This is a genomic window from Aquidulcibacter sp. (genome assembly GCF_049239865.1).
Lineage (GTDB): Bacteria > Pseudomonadota > Alphaproteobacteria > Caulobacterales > Aquidulcibacteraceae > Aquidulcibacter.
In genome coordinates, this window is sequence record NZ_JBMLTR010000143.1 from 21411 (window position 1) to 38026 (window position 16616).

16 protein-coding genes and 1 pseudogene are annotated in these 16616 nt (G+C 53.1%); 6 read left to right on the forward strand and 11 right to left on the reverse strand.

The features are described 5' to 3' along the window. Positions 1-8 precede the first annotated feature (8 nt). From ACOVRA_RS10335 to ACOVRA_RS10380, 10 genes and pseudogenes are all read right to left on the reverse strand, one after another. Positions 9-1673 carry a phage major capsid protein gene (locus ACOVRA_RS10335; protein ID WP_421720225.1) on the reverse strand — a complete coding sequence of 555 codons (1665 nt, stop codon included), beginning with the start codon at positions 1671-1673 and terminating at the stop codon, positions 9-11. After that, positions 1660-2835: a phage portal protein gene (locus tag ACOVRA_RS10340; protein ID WP_421720226.1), complete on the reverse strand. Its 1176-nt coding sequence runs from the start codon at positions 2833-2835 to the stop codon at positions 1660-1662. Before ACOVRA_RS10340 ends, ACOVRA_RS10335 begins: the two co-directional genes overlap by 14 nt. Positions 2836-3007: 172 nt before the next feature. Next, a pseudogene (locus tag ACOVRA_RS10345) lies at positions 3008-5566 on the reverse strand (DUF927 domain-containing protein). Next, positions 5563-5892 (reverse strand): hypothetical protein, encoded by a 330-nt coding sequence (locus ACOVRA_RS10350; RefSeq protein ID WP_421720227.1) that lies wholly within the window; start codon positions 5890-5892, stop codon positions 5563-5565. Before ACOVRA_RS10350 ends, ACOVRA_RS10345 begins: the two are co-directional and overlap by 4 nt. A 1-nt stretch (position 5893) precedes the next feature. Next, positions 5894-6268, reverse strand: a complete 375-nt coding sequence (locus tag ACOVRA_RS10355) for a hypothetical protein (protein WP_421720228.1) — start codon at positions 6266-6268, stop codon at positions 5894-5896. A gap of 222 nt (positions 6269-6490) precedes the next feature. Next, positions 6491-6772: a hypothetical protein gene (locus ACOVRA_RS10360; protein ID WP_421720229.1), complete on the reverse strand. Its 282-nt coding sequence runs from the start codon at positions 6770-6772 to the stop codon at positions 6491-6493. Between the two features lie 53 nt (positions 6773-6825). Next, on the reverse strand, positions 6826-7677 hold the full coding sequence (locus ACOVRA_RS10365) for a hypothetical protein (RefSeq protein ID WP_421720230.1): 852 nt from the start codon (positions 7675-7677) through the stop codon (positions 6826-6828). Between the two features lie 144 nt (positions 7678-7821). Then, complete coding sequence (locus tag ACOVRA_RS10370; protein WP_421720231.1) at positions 7822-8091, reverse strand: hypothetical protein; 270 nt, start codon at positions 8089-8091, stop codon at positions 7822-7824. Positions 8092-8528: 437 nt separating this feature from the next. Further along, the gene (locus ACOVRA_RS10375; protein ID WP_421720232.1) at positions 8529-8915 is read right to left on the reverse strand and encodes a S24 family peptidase; all 387 of its coding nucleotides are present in this window, start codon (positions 8913-8915) and stop codon (positions 8529-8531) included. Between the two features lie 166 nt (positions 8916-9081). After that, a complete protein-coding gene (locus ACOVRA_RS10380) occupies positions 9082-10338 on the reverse strand; it encodes a tyrosine-type recombinase/integrase (protein ID WP_421720233.1) in 1257 nt (418 codons plus the stop codon). 553 nt (positions 10339-10891) lie between these two features. On the opposite strand from ACOVRA_RS10380, the gene ACOVRA_RS10385 reads away from it, so the two are divergent. After that, a complete protein-coding gene (locus ACOVRA_RS10385) occupies positions 10892-11653 on the forward strand; it encodes a hypothetical protein (RefSeq protein ID WP_421720234.1) in 762 nt (253 codons plus the stop codon). Further along, the gene (locus tag ACOVRA_RS10390; protein ID WP_421720235.1) at positions 11654-12142 is read left to right on the forward strand and encodes a hypothetical protein; all 489 of its coding nucleotides are present in this window, start codon (positions 11654-11656) and stop codon (positions 12140-12142) included. Positions 12143-12763: 621 nt separating this feature from the next. Here the strand turns inward: ACOVRA_RS10390 and ACOVRA_RS10395 are convergent. Then, on the reverse strand, positions 12764-13324 hold the full coding sequence (locus tag ACOVRA_RS10395) for a MarR family winged helix-turn-helix transcriptional regulator (RefSeq protein WP_346383709.1): 561 nt from the start codon (positions 13322-13324) through the stop codon (positions 12764-12766). Between the two features lie 100 nt (positions 13325-13424). Here ACOVRA_RS10395 and ACOVRA_RS10400 point away from each other — a divergent pair, with 100 nt between their 5' ends. The 4 genes from ACOVRA_RS10400 to ACOVRA_RS10415 all read left to right on the forward strand — a co-directional run bounded on the left by ACOVRA_RS10400 (position 13425) and on the right by ACOVRA_RS10415 (position 15771). Next, entirely contained in the window at positions 13425-13667 is a 243-nt protein-coding gene (locus tag ACOVRA_RS10400; protein ID WP_346383710.1) for a thioredoxin, read from the forward strand. 2 nt (positions 13668-13669) lie between these two features. Next, complete coding sequence (locus tag ACOVRA_RS10405) at positions 13670-14461, forward strand: hypothetical protein (protein ID WP_421720236.1); 792 nt, start codon at positions 13670-13672, stop codon at positions 14459-14461. Between the two features lie 67 nt (positions 14462-14528). Further along, positions 14529-15065 carry a TlpA disulfide reductase family protein gene (locus tag ACOVRA_RS10410; RefSeq protein WP_421720237.1) on the forward strand — a complete coding sequence of 179 codons (537 nt, stop codon included), beginning with the start codon at positions 14529-14531 and terminating at the stop codon, positions 15063-15065. Between the two features lie 7 nt (positions 15066-15072). Beyond that, positions 15073-15771: a glutamine amidotransferase gene (locus ACOVRA_RS10415; RefSeq protein WP_421720238.1), complete on the forward strand. Its 699-nt coding sequence runs from the start codon at positions 15073-15075 to the stop codon at positions 15769-15771. The last annotated feature ends 845 nt before the right edge of the window (positions 15772-16616 follow it).

The following is a 16616-nucleotide window of genomic DNA, read 5'->3' on the forward strand; positions in this document are numbered from 1 at the left end:
GCCCTTTCTTAGACTGCGCAGCGAAGTTTGCGGATTGCTTCAGCCAAGACCACGGCCCCACCGACGCGGCGGCGGGCGTGATAGCGGACAAGACCCTTGGTCGCGACGGTGTAAGGGTCACGCATGACGCTCATCGAAACCCGGTCATAAATCCGATAACCGCGATTGAAGTCACCGAAGGCAATCGGCTCGGCGTTCGCGCCAATCGAAGCCATGTCAGGCGCTTCGATGACAGGACGGCCCAAGATTGTTTCGGGCTGGCCTTCTTGAAGCGACGGTTGCCAGAGATATTGACCGGTAGTGTCCTTCAGGCGTCGGATGGTTGCCAGCGTCGAACCGTTCATCATCCATGCGCCATTGGCCCGATAGAAGGGCGACAGGGCATAAAGGAAGCCAATCAGCGTGTCGGCTGGATTGGTGCCAAGAGTTGCAGCTGCGCCAGAGTTGATTGCCGTAACAGTGCTGTCGGTCATGAAGCCCAAAGGCTTCTTCACCCCATCGCCATTCACGAGCGCAACACCTTCAAGGCGGCCAAATTCTTCAGCCAAATCGAAGGCAACTTCGCTTTCAACATTGATTGCCGAATCTTCAAGCAGGCGTTGCGAAACGTCTGTGAAGGCGGTCATTTCGTTGATCGCGATTTCGATTTGACCATAGGTCGAGCTGGATTCAACGCGGTCTTCAGTCTCGCCAGACCAACGCGCAGTCGGGCGACCAGTGCGGCGTGGCAGTTGCACTTCAGCGGCAGCGGTTTGACCAACTCTTGCGGCTTGGCGAACAGGCGAGAAGTCAACAATGCCCTTCACGACTTCAGCAACAAAGTCAGCCGGTGCAAGGTAGCCGCCAGCGGTGTCTGGCGCGACTGATAGCGCCTTGACTTCTTCAGGCGACATGGCTTCACGGCCAGAGCGCAAGAAGCTAACGAATGCCTTTGCCTCAAACTTGGCAGGATCGGCAGCGGCTTCGGTTGATGCGCCCGGACGGTTTAGCTTCAACTCGATTCGGGCAGCGGATTTAGCCACGTCACCAACGCTCGCTTCAACCGCCTGCAATCGGGTATCGATGCCCGTCACGGTTTCTTCAAGCGCGGTAACGCGCGCAGTTACGTCTTCAGTTTCCGCTTCAGGCGCGGGTGCCTTTGTTTGAACAGCCATGTCGGCTTTGCTCCTTTGAAAAGCCGCACCCAATGCGGCGGGGTTGTCGGCTTGCGCCGTCTTCACGTCTGTGATCCGCGCCCGCGATGCAGCAGGAACAGAAACAGGCGAGATTTCGATTAGATCGATGGTCTTCAGCACGCGCCCGCCACCGGCTCGGCGGTCAAAGTCAATTGTGCGAAAGCCAATGCTTAGGCCATTCAAGGCCCCGGCCTTTAGAAGCGCGTAAGCTTCGCGACCGCGTTGCGTGTCGAGGATCAGGCGGCCTTTAACGGCAAGACCATATGCGTCTTCATGAACGTCAAGCCAGACGCCAATCGGCTCCGCCTGGTTGTGTTGCCAAAGCATCAGCGGGTTTGTGTTGTCGGCCTTATGATTGGCCAATGACTTGGCAAACGCGCCTTTCGCGATGATGTCGCCATAAGAGTCAGGCTCGCCACCAAACGGGCTTGCATAGCCGGTGATCGTGCCTTCAACGTCATTGGCAGCAAGTTTGACTTCTAGGTTAAGCCGCTCCATCGCCGCCCCCCATTAAAGGCGCGCTGGCGTCTTCGGTGTTTAGTGGAAGCCGGAATTGATCGCCGCCATCATAGGGCGAACGGTTCTCGGCAGAGCGCACTTCGTTCGGGCTTAGAATGCCGTTCGTGACCGCTTGGCTGTAAGCCGCGAACCGCTGCGCCAAATCAGCGCGCACCAAATCGTCAATCAAAAATTCGGCGAAGTATTCGGCGCGCTCTTCAGGGTTAAGCAAAGATCGCGAGATAGCGCCTTCCCAAAGCTTCAGCCAAGGCAACAGCGTCAGGGCGACAAACTGGCGGCCCATGCTCTCGGCGTTGTTGTGGGTAGCCCGCTCCAGCTCTTGAAGCATATGCAGCGGGATACGGAAGCCCCGCGCAATCTCGGCAACTTGGTGCCGCCTTGTTTCCAAGAATTGACTATCAACTGATGTGAATTGAAGCGGCGTGAAGTCCATGCCGTCTTCAAGAATTAGAGTTTTGCCAGAGTTCGAACCGCCAGCATGAGCGCTTGTAAAGCTGTCTCGAAGCCGTTTCATGGCTTCAGGCCCCAGCGTCTTGGCATATTTGAAGACGCCACCGGGACGCGCGCCAGAGGCAAACAGCCGTGCGGCGTGTTGCTCCATAGCCAGCGCGACGCCAATCGGTTCGCGCATTTGTTCAATCGGTGACAGACCAACTAGCGGGCTGGTTCCTAGTGTCTTCAAATGAAAGATTTGCGAGCGGTCATAAACGCGTGTTTCGGCGCTGGTTGTGACTTGATATGCTGGCTCCATCGTCAACGGATTTGAAAGCACGCTGACTTGATTGGATGGTATCGCGACCAGTTCGGCAATTTCGCCCTTTACCCGATTGATAAAGCTGTACGCATTGCCGTGCAGGCAGAGCGCGGATTGCATCGACAATCGCCACTCAAAACTAGACGTCCAATCATTTGGCTGGCCATTTAGAATTGCTGACAACGGGTGATCGGTCGCGCGTTCTTTGCCGCCGTCGGGCGTGCGCCGATAAAGGTGAAGCGGCAGCTGCGCGACGCTTTCAGAAAGGATTTTGACGCAGCCGTAAACGGTCGAATTCTTCAGCGCAGTTTCAGCCGTGACGCTAACGCCCGAAGCGGTCGGTGCCGCACCAAATAGGGCAATCAACTCCGGCGATGGATTCGCCAAGGTCGATTTCTCTTCAGATGCAAATAGCGATTTAAGTCGGTTGAACATGCGGCCCCGCGTGTGATACGGAACATGTTCATAGTTTAGATCAATCAATCAAGCATTTTCGATAGATTTTATCTATTCAATTTTGCGCGGATTTACTTGGCTTTTCTTCGGTTGTCCGCTTTGCTTATGCGTCCTCGAACAGCTTCGAAGTCACGACGTAAACGCGTGTCGCCGTGGCATTGCCCGGAAGCCTGACAAGCTTTGTCCATCGGCCCTTTTCGGTATCCATCATGCCAAGATTTGCCAAGGTTTTGGCAACGGCGCTTGCATCAAGGCCCTTGCAGACTTCCGACTTCCAAACTTCCGGCGTTATTAGATATTCATAGTCGCGAGCGTCAGACCGGAATTGGCGGTAGCCAGCACGGTTTACGATGCGCAGGCCAAGCGGTTCGCCCGCACCATCAGTCGGAAACATGCTCCCCATCGGCTCAAAGCGCGATGTGCCGTGCAATTCGATGAATTTACGGACGGTCGCAAGATGGTCGTATTTCTCAGCAGAACCGATGCCACCACGGCCAGCAAGCCAGTCTTTGAAGCATCGCTTGGCGGCGTTGATCGCCTCGCCTTCAGGCCAAGGCAGGATGCCCAGTCTGGCGGCCATCTCGCCAGCTGCGCCAACAAGGGCAAAGCGTTGCGCTGCGCGGCTTACTTGGCCGTCGCAATTGAGCGGCAAGGCTTCCCGGTAAAAGGCGTCCATATCATCTTTTAGCTGCGGCGCGATGTTATCGAAGTCTTTTGTGATCGCGACAAGAAATGCGCGGGCAGCATGACCATAATTCGCCAGCGAAGCCGCCTTGATATGTCGGGCAAATGCGTCGCCATTCGCAAAGCCGTGAAGGTTCTCCCAAGCGCCTAAGCCCGCACCAGCGTCAACAGGAATATCCAAAACGCGCACTTGCTGGCCAGCGGCGGCCCGAATGCCGCGCACGTCTTCGGCCATTTTGTCGGCAAGGCTGATTTCGCCCGATGAAATAAACAAGATGCGCCATTCGGCTGGCGGGCGCGCTTCGCCACGTTGGCCGGCGCGCATTTTGCCAACGCCACTTGCCAGCATGTAAGCGACGTTTCCGGCCTCTTTCCCGTCGATCATGCCCAATTCATCTAAGCAAAGCAGACTGTCACAGTGCAAAGCGCAAACGCCTTCAAGCCCGTTGCTGGTTGCGCGCAAAGTGCGAACATAGCCGTTAGAGCCTCCGCCCCAAGCAGAACCAGCCGCCTGCAATAGTGTTGTCTTGCCCGATGATGAATTGCCCCGAAAGTGAAAGCCACCACCTTCCATACCGGTTGGATAGAGAAGGCTTGCCGCAAATGCCGCTGAAAGCGCCAGCCCAAGGCGTGAGTTACCTACGGCAAGCGCGGCCATTGCCTGCCAGTCTTCAAGTGTGCCAGCTTGTTTGAAAGGGTTAGGGTTATTGCTCGCGGATTGAAAAATGATGCGTTCGGCCATGTGTCAGCCTCCGATGGTTTCAGTTGGAAAAACGAAAGTGCGACCGGTCCAACCAAGGCGAGAAACACAACGCGCCTTTTCTGGCGGGCGTGCGGTTTGGATGTATTCTCCAAGCGCGTCTTTCGCCCATTTGCTTGGCAAGAGCGTCAGGCCAAGCGACAGAAGTCGCTCGCGATAAGCAGAGCCATCACCTGCAAGCATCGCCATAGGCATGGGCCATTCGTGCAGCCGGTTATCGCGGTCGCGTATGAGCAAAAGGCGGCCCCAAGAATCGTTTTCGCCCGAACGCGTATCGGCAGCAACTTCAAGATATGAACAAAACCAAAGCCAGCGTTGTTCGAGTTCGCCAGTGTCGGGGTCTTTCTTTTCGATCCGTTTTTCAACGCCCTTTTTGGTCAGCCGAAACGGCCATTCAAAGGCGGCCTTTATCGCTTCCATTGGCATTTCGCCGCGTTCGTATCCGGCCAAGGCTTCAAGATCGTCCTGAAGCGCAGCACGTCCAATCTGGTCCAGATACAGCCGCACAAAAGCAGGATCGGTCAGCTTTTCAGCGGCGCGCTCCGCCGTCCAGCCATCGGCAAGAGCGTCGGCCAAATCATAGCCAGCTGCGGGATTAAACGTCAGCCGGTCGGCAGACAAAAGCTTGATGGACGCGGCCCCGACTTGTTTCAAATGTGCATAAACGTCGTCAGCGAATTTTTGTCCCGGTGCATCATAGTCGGGCGATAAAACAACGTCACGGCCCTTCAGCGGCGTCCAGTCGGCTTTATCCGCGCTGTTAGAGCCATTCGGCGACGTTGTGGCAACAAAGTCAGGAAACAGGATCGCGGCAGCGTCAGCGGCTTTCTCGCCTTCGCAGATCATGACCGGCGCGTCAGGGCGAGCGGCTAGCTGGTCAAGATTGTAGAGCGGGCGCGGCGTCGGGAAGCCCTTAGACCGCCAGTCGCGTTTTCCGTTGCCCAAATCCCGAAATGTGATCGGCTGGTAAATCTTCGCTGGCTTGCCGTCTTCAGAAAAATAGTCAAAGCGCGCGATGTAGCCAAGCAGCTGGCCAGCCTCGCTTCGATAAGCCCAAGACTGGCTTGGCGTGCCATACTTCGGATGTTTGCATTGCATCGCTGGCGCGTCAGGCGGCACTGGCCAGATCACGGTCGAGTCAGGTGAATCGTTTGCGACAGGCGGCGCGGCCAATCGCTCTTCGGGTGTCAGCGGCTCAAACAGTTTTTGCGGCTTCATGTTTCGATCCCCAACATTTTTGAGAGTTCCAAGGCGGCTTCGTGTTGTCGGATTCCGCCCAAAAATGCGGCCAGCGACACGACGTCGCCGCCACGGTCGCCGGTCGCAAAGTCGGACCATTTTCCGGTCCGAATGTTGACCTTGAAGCTTCCGGGGCTGCGGTCATCTCGCGTTGGGTTGATCGCCTCCCATTCGGAATTGCAGAGTTTGCCATCAGGCAGCCAACGCTGGCAGAGCACGTGCAAATGCGGCAGCGCGGCGGCGTTAATGGCCGCAAAGTTGATTGGCTTTGACACGGGCGCAGGGGCGTAGCTGAAGATCGTCATTTTAGGCCCCAATCTTCAGGGCAATCTGGACAAGCCAAGCACGTTGTTTTGGTGTCGCGGTCCAATGTGGATTGCAGGCAAAACGGCGCAGAAAGTCGCCTTCCACTGCATTGAGTTCGCCCGCTTGATTATTGATGCACCAACGGGCGATTGCATGGGTTGGCCCGTTAAGGTCAAGATTTGTGAAGCGCGGGCTGGCCTCTTCAATCTGGCTTTCAGCCGATAAGTGTGCCGCAAAGTCGTGCCAGCTTAAGTTAGCGCTTTCCAATGCGCGCGAAATAGCCGCCAAAGTCGCCAGCTTTTCACCATCGTGGCTTGAAGATAGCATTGGCAGCAGCTTTGCGAGGCGGGGTGCAACGGGTGTGAACGCATTCATTGGGCGGTCCTCTCATCGTCAGTTTCAGAGCGGCGATAACCGGGAAGCCCGGCGATAGCGTCAGCAACGCAAGAAGCGATTGCACGCGATTTGAAGCGACCATGAAGCCCGGAAGAGTCCTGATGCGGGCTGACACTCAGAACCAGCCAACCGCCTAGAGACGGACAACGGCAAATCGAAACTTCATGCGCTCGCGAAGTCGCTTGTTGTTGCGCGCCCATGTTAAGCCGCCTTGTCTGATGTCGAACGCTTCAGCACGCCAAGGCGCTCCAGCGCCCAAGCGTCCAGTTCGACTTTTGGATACAACGGCGTGCGATTTGCGTGCTGGAAAAGCGGACCGCCACCAATTGAGGCAAGCTTTGCGAGCGTCGCAGTTGCGACGGTCATGCCGTAAACAATGGTCAAATATTCGCTTGCCTCCCAACGACGCAAACGCGGCTTGCGAAGGGCTGGCGGCAGGCAAAGTTCGTTTGTTGGCTCGGAAGCCTTGGTTTCTTCGATCATTTGGATTGCTCCGTTTTTTTGGGGAAGATTAGAGTTTTGGTTCAGCGTGCGGCTTATGAGGTGTCGGGCTGGCGATAGAACGCAGCGAGCACCTCGGCGCGGGCTTGCTCATGCTTTTTTCGCAGTTCCACACGAAGGCGGCGAAGTTCTGGATCATAAAATTCTTCGGCAGGATTGAAGTCAATGACAAGCTCATCGCCTTCAAGATGCGAGTCTTGGCTCTTCAGAAGGATCAATGTTTCCTCATGATTAAGGCCAACATAAACCCAGCGCCCCAATTCGTCTTTTGACCACGCTTTGAAGAAATTCACCTTTGGTGAGTAAGGGTTTTCAAATTTTGGTGGCTCAGGCGGACGAAACGAAGGTGGTTCGACGCCTGAAACAATTGCCTCAAGTTGCTTCTTTGTTTCAAGAATCAGTCGATCCATCTCTAGAAAGATAAACCCTGTGGGAATTTGGGGGCGTTCAAGGTTCGAGCTGCCCCAAATTGTAAATATCCAATCATTACCCTCTTCGGCGGGATAAGTGATTAGCACTTGTTCCTCGGTTTCAGCATTCATCATGCTCATCAAGTCAGTGCGACGCTCGATTAGCTGCGTAAGCGTAGGCGACCATCTTTGCGGGAAGCCCAACGAGCTCACAACAAAAGCAGCTTTAATCATCACAACCTGAACGCCGGTGAATAGTCGACGCTTCCCAGAACCGGGATTTACGTGTGAGCCACGAAGGCGCACCAAATCGCGAGCTGGGTTGATAAAGTGCTCAATTGCCTTTGGTGTAGCCCTCGTGACCAAACTCACGTCAGCAAGGGTAAACTGTGGCGTTTCCCAAATGGCCGCGCGTTCCTTTACCTCCGCATACACGTCGTGGAGAGAGCGAGGCTCAGGTGATTCAGATTTGTCCATTTTCAAAACCCCATCTTGTGGGGTTCCTATAACCCCGCGTTATGGGGTTTGTAAACCCCATATTGTGGGGTTTCTGTATTTTTCTTTCTGCCGCCCCCTGTGCGCCCGTCAGGTATCTTAGGAATGCGGTTAAACTTGATTCAGCTAGAAGCGCTCAATTCGCCGCCCTTGTATCCAACTCAGCGCGAGCCAGCCCTTTTCTGTAATCTTGAATCTACGTCCGTGGATGGACTTTTCGCCTTCCACCGCAAGCTCCTTGCGGATAAGCTCATCCATGCTTTTTTGGCCAACGCCCGCCAGCTTCGCGAGCGGCTCAAAATCTGTCGCATAGTTGGCAAAAATCTTAAGCGCCTTTTTGTCGGCGGGGGTAAGTTCGACCCAATCCAACTTGGTGAATTTTGCGGAATCGTTCATTTGTAAACTCCTATGTCGCTATTCAGAAAGTCAAAATGACGGCAGTCGAAACCGCCTTGCAGCTGGCCAGTTCATGCCAATATGCCTTAGTCGGGTATCCCACGGCCCGCGCCTAGTGTTAACAAAGATTGCCTCACGCTGAATTATTTCGGCGTTTATTAGGTTACGATGCGCGCAAGCCCACAGCGTCAATAGTCGATATCTGGCGCGGTCGTAAGCCGCACCCATTGGGGGCGGCCTCTCGATGAACCGCATTGGTTTAGATCGGCTGGCGATTGCGCAGGGCTGGAAGCCCATCTTGGAAACTTCTTCGAAATAGTCGCTAGCAGTGTATCCCCGCAAAGTGATTAGAGCGCCAATTACAGCTTTGTCGTGCTCGCGTTCCCATCGCTTTAACTTCTTCGCCCAGCGTTCGGATTCAATGCAGGCTGGTTCGGTCATAGTTCGCCCGCAATCGCAGAAACTTTATGAAGGCCCATCAGTTTTTCGGCGGGTAGGGACCACTGTCGGGCAGGGTTTGATTGCGCCATTACGACCATTGGCCGAACAGTGTCGCCCGGATGTCCCTCAAATGGAAGTTCAAACTCTTTTGGTAGTCCAAAAATGACCTTTCCTAAGACTTGTTTCAATTCGCCACGCTGAAGAATGTAAGCGGTCGCAAAATCGCCGTTTTCTGGTCTAGCGTCGCGCTCGCAGCGCACCTTGCACCCGTTTGAGAATGTTGGCTCCAAGGCATTACCGGTGACTTCAAGCCAGTAGCGTTCGGGAAGTTCGTGAAACATCATATCGCCAATTACCTCTACTTTTTCCGTCAGCTTTTCCATTTTCAGGCTCCTTTTATTAGACTTCCACAGTCAGGTTGATTTTTACTATTAAAAACAATGTTGTAACCAATATAACCAAGAAAAATAGAGGTTTGGTTACAACAAAAGCCAATTCTTTCAATGCTGTAACCAGTGTAACCAATGTAACCAAGTTTTTAGAAGGCTCCTACGTTTTCTCTTGATCTTTCTTGGCGGTCATCTGATTTTGAATTTCGCGAGCGACTAGGTCGGCGGCAGCGTTCAGTGTGGCGTCAAGGCGATGGATGTAGCCGCCGGTGACGGTCTTTGACGAATGGCCAAGCAGTGCCGCAATTGTGGAATCGGCCAATCCCATATCAGCCGCAACTGATGCGAAGCTATGCCGCAAAGTGTGAGCGCTCGCGCCTTCAATCTTGGCGCGCTCCATAAGTCGCGCTTTGAAGCCCTTCCATCCCGAAAAGAAGTCGGCCAGAGTTCCAACAAGGACATAGTTATTGCTTGTGTTTTGCCGCCGAATGGCCTGCAACAGTTCGATTGCAGGCTGGCCTAAAGCGCGAACAGATCGGCCCGTTTTGGAGTCTTCTAAAACTAAGCACTTCCGGTCGAAGTCCACTTCAGACCATTTCAGCGCCATAACTTCTTCCAAGCGCGCGCCAGTAAGACAAAGCAGCTTGCAGCCCCAAATGCCTTGATCCGACCAGCGTTCGCTTTCCGCTTCAATCAAGGCAGCGCCAAGGCGCGCATATTCGTCTGGCGACAGGCGGCGGTCACGCTTGCCGGGTGCGGGTTTCCGGACGCCAAGGACGGGGTTTGCTTGGATGATTTCACGGTCGACCGCAAAGGACATGATGCCACTCAGAACATTGACCGCCCGCAATGCTGCGCTCGGCCCACCTTGCACGATAGACTTGCCTCGCAGCTTGCCGGTGACGATGACGGCGGCGGTTTCCCCGTCGGTGATGTCGCTAATGAAATGATAGACGTCGCGGCGCTTCAAAGCATCGGCTCGCAGCTTTCCAAGCAAAGGCTTTATGTGCGCACGAATGGCGGTCTCGTCAGCTTCAAGGCTCAGCTTTTTCTTCGGCTTGCCGCGCCGTCCTAGTAGTGTGCCTTTCGATGACTCGGACAGATACAGATCGCAAAGTTCTGCAATAGTCTTTTCGTTCTTCTTGGCGCGACGCTCTTCGATTGGATCGCCTCCGCGATTGACGTCACCGAGTTTCGTTGTCGCCTCTTTGCGCGCCTGATCCAGCGTCATCAGGCCAAAGTCGCCAATCTTCATCCGCTTACGGTCGCCGTCAGCATTTCGATAATCGATGTAAAACTTCTTCGAACCAGTCGGCAGGACACGAACGCCAAAGCCAGTCAGGCCATCACACCAAATAAAATACGCGGTTTCTTTGGCCAGTGCCTCTTCAACGATTGCTTTCGTCAGCTTTGGCATTTCGGTTTCCCTCAGAACGAGTCACCAAATAGTCACCACAAATGCGGAAAAGATGGAAGCCTCCCGATTATTCGGGAAAGCCCGGAGTCGGCATAAATCAATTTTAAACAATGGTTTAGATAACTGCGGAAAGACCAGCCCATCAGCGGAAACACCAAGACCCGACTTTTCGTAATGATGGGGTCGCAGGTTCGAATCCTGTTTGCGGCACCAGTTTTTTCTTAAAAATCAATTAGTTACAGCAGGGACCAAGCTTCGAAATAGGTCGAAGTAGATACCTATTTTGGGTTTGCTACCAATTTGCTACCAAGGTTCGCGGACTTCAGTAGATGAAGGCGGCTGTGGATAAATCTGTCGTCTGGTCTTAGGGCTAACAGAGAACAAAAAGTTGGCGGTCGCCAAGAAGCTCCAAGTCACGGTTGCCAATCTTGGTGCTATCGATACTTTGTTCGAGTTAGCTTATGCAGTCACCTACAGAATTTAGCGAGCTCTGCGGGCTCTTTCACGACCCGCAAATTAGAAAGCTGCCTCATCGCGAAACTTGGATAAAACCATGAATAGCATAAATTTTGACGATTTTCGAACTTGGCCCGATGCATTACTCAACTACTTGGATCAAAATGTAGAACTCGCCCGTAAACTAAATTCGGTTAGCCTGATTTACAAAGCTCCAAAACTTTTAAAATTCCCGGAGCAATTTATCCCATATTTGCCCTTAATTGAAGAGGTCGAAAGAATCATTGAGGACTGCACAATTCAATGCTTTCATTGCACGCGGATTACGGACGTCGAAATTGCAGATATCCTAAGTAATGGCCTGCAACTTCCAACTCGTCAGTTCCTCGATAAAAAGATAGGGGCTCTGCAGTTTACAGAGAGCTCCACGAAGCAAGCCATGATGAATTTCATTGGCGCAGAAGAAAAGCGCCATGAACTCGATGATCCATGCATATACTTCTGCATCAGCCCAAAACTGTTGTGTGATGCATCAGCGACTCATCGCTTTTTCAGAAATTGGGGCGGGGAGATCACCTACCATCAAGTTGAGAAAAATATCCGTTTCAGGGCCGCCCTGCAGACTGGTAAGCCAGCCATCATTATCGGGAACCTCAAACCATCATCGATAATGGCCAGACAAGATCTAGTTACAATGGTCATTAGTCGCTATTTGAATCGTTTAGACCATGCCAATGAACCCGAAGTTTTTGAGTGCTGGGTACGGCAGCTGATAGCACCCGATCGCATTGAAGCGGTCGTTCGGTTTGCCGAACCAATCTTTGCTTGCTTAACTAACTTTACCGAGGAGGCACTTTAAATGAAGCAGATGCCATTTTTGATGCTTTTGGCGCTTATGCCTATGTTGATTTCCTGTGACGCTAAGAAGCCCAAAGTGGATGCACATGAAGCGTGTATGGCTGGTAATGGTGTCTATTGTTTCTCGGCGGGCCTCAACGCTTACACGAGCAAGGTTAGCGACAACAAGGAGCTAGCCGTTCAGTATATGAAGCGTGCCTGCGATTTAGGTGATGGTGCTGGTTGCAGTTTTTGGGCCGCCACTATCAACCGTTCCGATGCCACTACCCAAAGCGAACTTGGAGTCGCGTTGGGATTGTTTCGCAAGGGGTGTGAACTCGGAGATTTTGCAGGCTGTGAAGCTGCATCCGAGATGCTTCTAATTGGACGAGGAAGTCAGCCAGACCTGAATATGGCACACAGATATCACCTCAAAGCACTTGAGCTTAACGGCGAGGACCCCAAAACAGGCACCAAATACAAGAAAATGCTGCAATCAATTAATGAGTAATCGCGCAGAGAATTTGGTGTATCGATGTCGTCCCCGAACCCGATGGGCATGACTCACTACAAAATAGCAAGGTGTCTCGATCTGCCTTGTCGTAAAGAGAGTGGTTGCGACAGCCTCCTTCGACTTAGCGGGCAGCAAGTTGTTGTGGAGAAAGGAGGAAGTTTTGGCTAAAGGTTACGGCAACGTTAGTGAAAACTCGTTGGCTGGTCCGTCAAACTTCAAATGAAAGCGCCTCAACAAACTTCGCCCAAGTAGAATTGCTCTGCCACCTGAAATTTGGACCATTTGGAATTAGAACTCTTTGCAGTAATTTTCCTTGGCCTAGGATTGTTTTGGTCGCAGATTTGTTCGGCGCGAGACATCTGGAGGCTAGTACAAAGACTGCGATTGGCTCTGTCATAATCAGTATAATGTCAGTTTTTCTGCGATTTCGCAATAATCTTGGGCTTTTCGGGGCGGTTGCCTGCCACGGCGTGTTCAATATGGCCGAATTAATCGCCGGCCACCTTCTGACCCGCAACAAGCGGGCAAACGGCCAGCTTTATCCAAAGTCAGAATGTCTCAGATGGCGAAAAGGGGGAAGCAGATTTCTCGAGCTTAAGGCAAGTGGGCGGCCTGCGATCAAGCGTCAACCAGAGACGATTCTTGTTCGATGCAGATCATTTCAGCGTCGAGATCATTGAGTTGAACTTGGAGTAACGCGCAATGGTGTCGCCCATTGCTATCACTTATAAAATGGCGGCAATCGCGGCAGAGACCAAAAGGGGTGCCGCCGCTTTTGTGCAACTCAGCCAGCAGCATGGTTTGAACAAAAATTATAAATTGTGCGTGCTCGCCACTTGATAAATGGCTCAGCATTCGCTCTGGCAAACCTGTTTGTGAATCCGCCAGTAAGGCGCGACCCGTTCTGGTCAGATTGAGACGCAAGACGCGCGCATCATCACAATCGATTTCGCGCTCAATCAAGCCCTTCGATTCCAGCGCGATAAGGGTTTGTGAGACACTGCCCTTCGTCTGCCCCAGCCACGCGGTCAAACCCTTGGCGGTGCGCGAGAAACGGTTGGCCGTATCGAGGAACCGCAGAGCCTGCCACTGAACGGGTTGCAAGCCATGAGTATAACCCTCCGCAGCAATAATGCGTGCAAAGCGGCTCAGAATGTCGATGTCGCGGCTTACTGTCATTCTGATATTGTATCGACCAAATACCATATTGACAAGCGCCCTGCACGCGGCTAGATAAATGTATCGACTCGATACTAATATCAATCAATGGAGAAGCATCATGAAAACCAAAGCAATTTTTTATCATGCGGGCTGCACAGTCTGCGTTAGCGCAGAACAGGCTTTCGCGGGTTCACTTGATCCAGCCCGTTTTGACGTCGAGGTCGTCAATTTCGCCGAGAGTCCGGCGCGTATTGGCGAAGCTGAAGCGGCTGGCGTGGTGTCTGTGCCTGCCTTTGTGATTCACGGCACACCGTTTCACATCAATTTTGGTGCCTCAATGGCTGAGGTAAAAGGTAGCTGATTATGCGCGCCTCAATTTTATCAGCGGCGCTGTTGGTTGGCCTGTGCGCCACTAACGCAAACGCCCATACGCGCCCGCAGGCCCAGCCACAGCCCCAATCCAATAGTCATGCAAACCATGTACACACCGGCGGCATAACGGCTCCTATCACCCGTGAAGCTTTGGCTCCATTTGACATCGTCCATGCCAAAATCAAAACCGAAGGCAATGTTGCAATCTTCCACATGGCAGTCACAGGCCGCGCAGGAAGCGTGAAGCCGACCTCAACAGGGAAGTTTGCCGGCAGCAAGGTCTTCTCTTACGTTTGGCCCACAACTATAAATCCGGCTGAAGTCGGCTTTGAGGGTGATCGCGGCATTTTAGCACTGGCAGTGACATCACATCCTGACTTTGATGACACCCCGTTGTTTGACGAAAATCGCGATGGTAACTTAGGCAATGATGGCGGTTTGTGGCATATGCATTGGGTGGTTTTAGGACCTGATGAAGTCTGCGGACCCGGTGCCTTGAAGGTCATAGATATTCCCGCTGGAACAAAGCCCCGCTTACCCCGTACTTGGCCTGGTGCACCGATTCTGATTGATAGCCCGGGTTGGCAGCCGTCCATCAGTCAAGACACCGTGGAAGTTCGCGTACCATTCGATGACATATCCGTTGTCGAAGCCGCCGGCTTTGACGGCGTGACAGCTGGCTTGCGCGTCAATGCTAGCGCTCATGCGCCGCTCTTGTGCGTCGTAAACGTGTTTGATGTGGCGTCAGGCAATTTGTCATTGCCGGGCAAAGTAAATCGCTAAAATCAAAACCGCAGCGATGCCAGTTATGCGTCGCTGCGGATCTTTGCGTTCATAGGAGTTTATACCCATGCGCCTCGTACTAGCCAAACCATGGCAAATCTCGCACTGGCTGAATACAAGGAACCCCATCACCCAAGAAAGCTTGCTTGGCAAAGTTGTTCTGCTCGATGTGTTTCAGATGCTTTGTCCCGGGTGTGTAAGCCACGCCCTGCCCCAAGCAATGCGAGTTGCACAAGCATTTAATCCCGCCGACATTGCCGTCATCGGCCTTCACAGCGTGTTCGAAAATCATAACGCCCAAGGTAGCAAAGAGACACTAGCCGCTTTCTTGCACGAGTATAAAATTGACTTTCCCGTCGGCATCGATTCCCCCGATGCGTCGGGTCGGCTTCCGCAAACCATGGCTAGCTATGGGCTACAAGGTACACCAACCACAATCCTGATTGATCGACGCGGCAATTTGCGCAAACAAAAGTTCGGATTTGAAGCTGACCTTGTGTTGGGGGCTGAAATTATGTCTCTAATTCTTGAACCTCATGAGCGGTTATATGAGACGGGCCAAAGCAACTGCGACGACGCAGGGTGTGCGGTCCCCACGGAGTAAAGTAACGATGCCGAGCAAGACCGCGATCGCAATCCGCCACTTGGGATTTGAAGACCTTGGTGCCTTCGCTCCAGTTCTGGGCGCGTTTGGCTACAATACTCGCTACCTTGACGTCGGAGTCGACTGTCTGGCTGACGGTCAAAGCGCTGACCTCCTAATCGTGCTCGGTGGCCCCATTGGTGCCTATGAGGATGACATTTATCCGCATTTGAGCGAAATAGTGGGGATTTTACATGAGAGACTGGCCCGATCCAAGCCAACACTTGGCATATGTCTTGGCGCGCAATTGATAGCACGAGCCTTGGGCGAGCGTGTTTATCCGGCCCCCGCCAAAGAGATAGGGTTTGCCTCAATCATTTTGACGGAGAATGGTAAGGCGAGCTGCCTAGCCCAATTTGCCGAGAGCCCAGTTTTGCATTGGCACGGCGACACCTTTGATTTACCAAAAGGCGCAACACTTTTGGCGTCGACAGAGATTTGCTCGAACCAAGCCTTTTCGTATGGCCCCAATGTGCTGGCGGTACAGTTTCATCCCGAAGCCGGTGGTCCCGGCTTCGAGCGATGGTTGATTGGACATGCTTTTGAACTATCGGTCGCAGAACTCGACGTATGTGCTTTACGCGATGAAAATGCCTCTCTCAGCACCACTTTGGCAAATAGCGCCAATAAATGTCTGGAATTATGGTTAAAGCAGCTTCATTTTTGAATTTCCAAATAGTCGTCCGAACCAAGTTTTCTTTTCATTTCAACCAAAGCTGCGATCTGCCACGGTGGGTCATAAACCCACAGGCATATCTCAAAAGGCCGACCGTTGTCCGCTAAAGAAAAATTCAATCAGCACTGTTAACTGAAAAAATCGGCGTGAAGTAAACCAAACGCCAAATTTGGAAATTGATGGCTGCAGATGTTGGGCGGTTGGCGACGGGCCGAAATGTTAGGCGCAAATCAGCGGTTGCGAGCCAGGAACATATCTTGAGGGCGGCTACCCGCCTTTTTGGACAGTCAGCGCGGAAATGCGCGGCTTTCAACAAGTAGGCTGCAAGAACTAAGGGTCAGGGCAGAAGCGTATCGAGCTTCGGGGACCGCTCTTTTTTAGCGCTTGCGCAGTGGGTTGATGCCCCAAGCTTGGCCGTTTCCCGTCAGCGAAGGCCCGAACTAGCGATAGCTTGCTGCATCATGCCAACTTAGCTTTTGCCCGACACCCGCCACGCTGTTTACTTGCCCCCGGAGGGTAGCTGCTGGGCCATGCCTTGCCTAAGGACCCAATCCGCAGAAGCGTCCACCGAACGGCTCTTGTCCGACAGGACATCTGGGGCGTGACGTTCATGCGGCAACTTGGTTCACGGGACTACAAAGCCAATCGGAAATCTGATCGGCACAAAATCTCTACCCGCCCCCGGTCGCCGATGCTGTGTAGCCAACGGCGCCCCGGGACCTAGGGTCGATTTCCAAGTAGACTTTAGCCGTTCGACTCACTTCCTCACATTCCATGAGCGCGACCTTTGCATTCGTAATAAGTTGTCTCGCCAACCCCTCAATCGAGCACGGTCG

Coding starts and splice junctions, on each gene's coding strand:
- ACOVRA_RS10335 (WP_421720225.1), bottom strand. CDS start 1,673: ATGGAGCGGCTTAACCTAGAAGTCAAACTTGCTGCCAATGACGTTGAA.
- ACOVRA_RS10350 (WP_421720227.1), bottom strand. CDS start 5,892: ATGACGATCTTCAGCTACGCCCCTGCGCCCGTGTCAAAGCCAATCAAC.
- ACOVRA_RS10355 (WP_421720228.1), bottom strand. CDS start 6,268: ATGAATGCGTTCACACCCGTTGCACCCCGCCTCGCAAAGCTGCTGCCA.
- ACOVRA_RS10360 (WP_421720229.1), bottom strand. CDS start 6,772: ATGATCGAAGAAACCAAGGCTTCCGAGCCAACAAACGAACTTTGCCTG.
- ACOVRA_RS10365 (WP_421720230.1), bottom strand. CDS start 7,677: ATGGACAAATCTGAATCACCTGAGCCTCGCTCTCTCCACGACGTGTAT.
- ACOVRA_RS10370 (WP_421720231.1), bottom strand. CDS start 8,091: ATGAACGATTCCGCAAAATTCACCAAGTTGGATTGGGTCGAACTTACC.
- ACOVRA_RS10375 (WP_421720232.1), bottom strand. CDS start 8,915: ATGGAAAAGCTGACGGAAAAAGTAGAGGTAATTGGCGATATGATGTTT.
- ACOVRA_RS10380 (WP_421720233.1), bottom strand. CDS start 10,338: ATGCCAAAGCTGACGAAAGCAATCGTTGAAGAGGCACTGGCCAAAGAA.
- ACOVRA_RS10385 (WP_421720234.1), top strand. CDS start 10,892: ATGAATAGCATAAATTTTGACGATTTTCGAACTTGGCCCGATGCATTA.
- ACOVRA_RS10390 (WP_421720235.1), top strand. CDS start 11,654: ATGAAGCAGATGCCATTTTTGATGCTTTTGGCGCTTATGCCTATGTTG.
- ACOVRA_RS10395 (WP_346383709.1), bottom strand. CDS start 13,324: ATGACAGTAAGCCGCGACATCGACATTCTGAGCCGCTTTGCACGCATT.
- ACOVRA_RS10400 (WP_346383710.1), top strand. CDS start 13,425: ATGAAAACCAAAGCAATTTTTTATCATGCGGGCTGCACAGTCTGCGTT.
- ACOVRA_RS10405 (WP_421720236.1), top strand. CDS start 13,670: ATGCGCGCCTCAATTTTATCAGCGGCGCTGTTGGTTGGCCTGTGCGCC.
- ACOVRA_RS10410 (WP_421720237.1), top strand. CDS start 14,529: ATGCGCCTCGTACTAGCCAAACCATGGCAAATCTCGCACTGGCTGAAT.
- ACOVRA_RS10415 (WP_421720238.1), top strand. CDS start 15,073: ATGCCGAGCAAGACCGCGATCGCAATCCGCCACTTGGGATTTGAAGAC.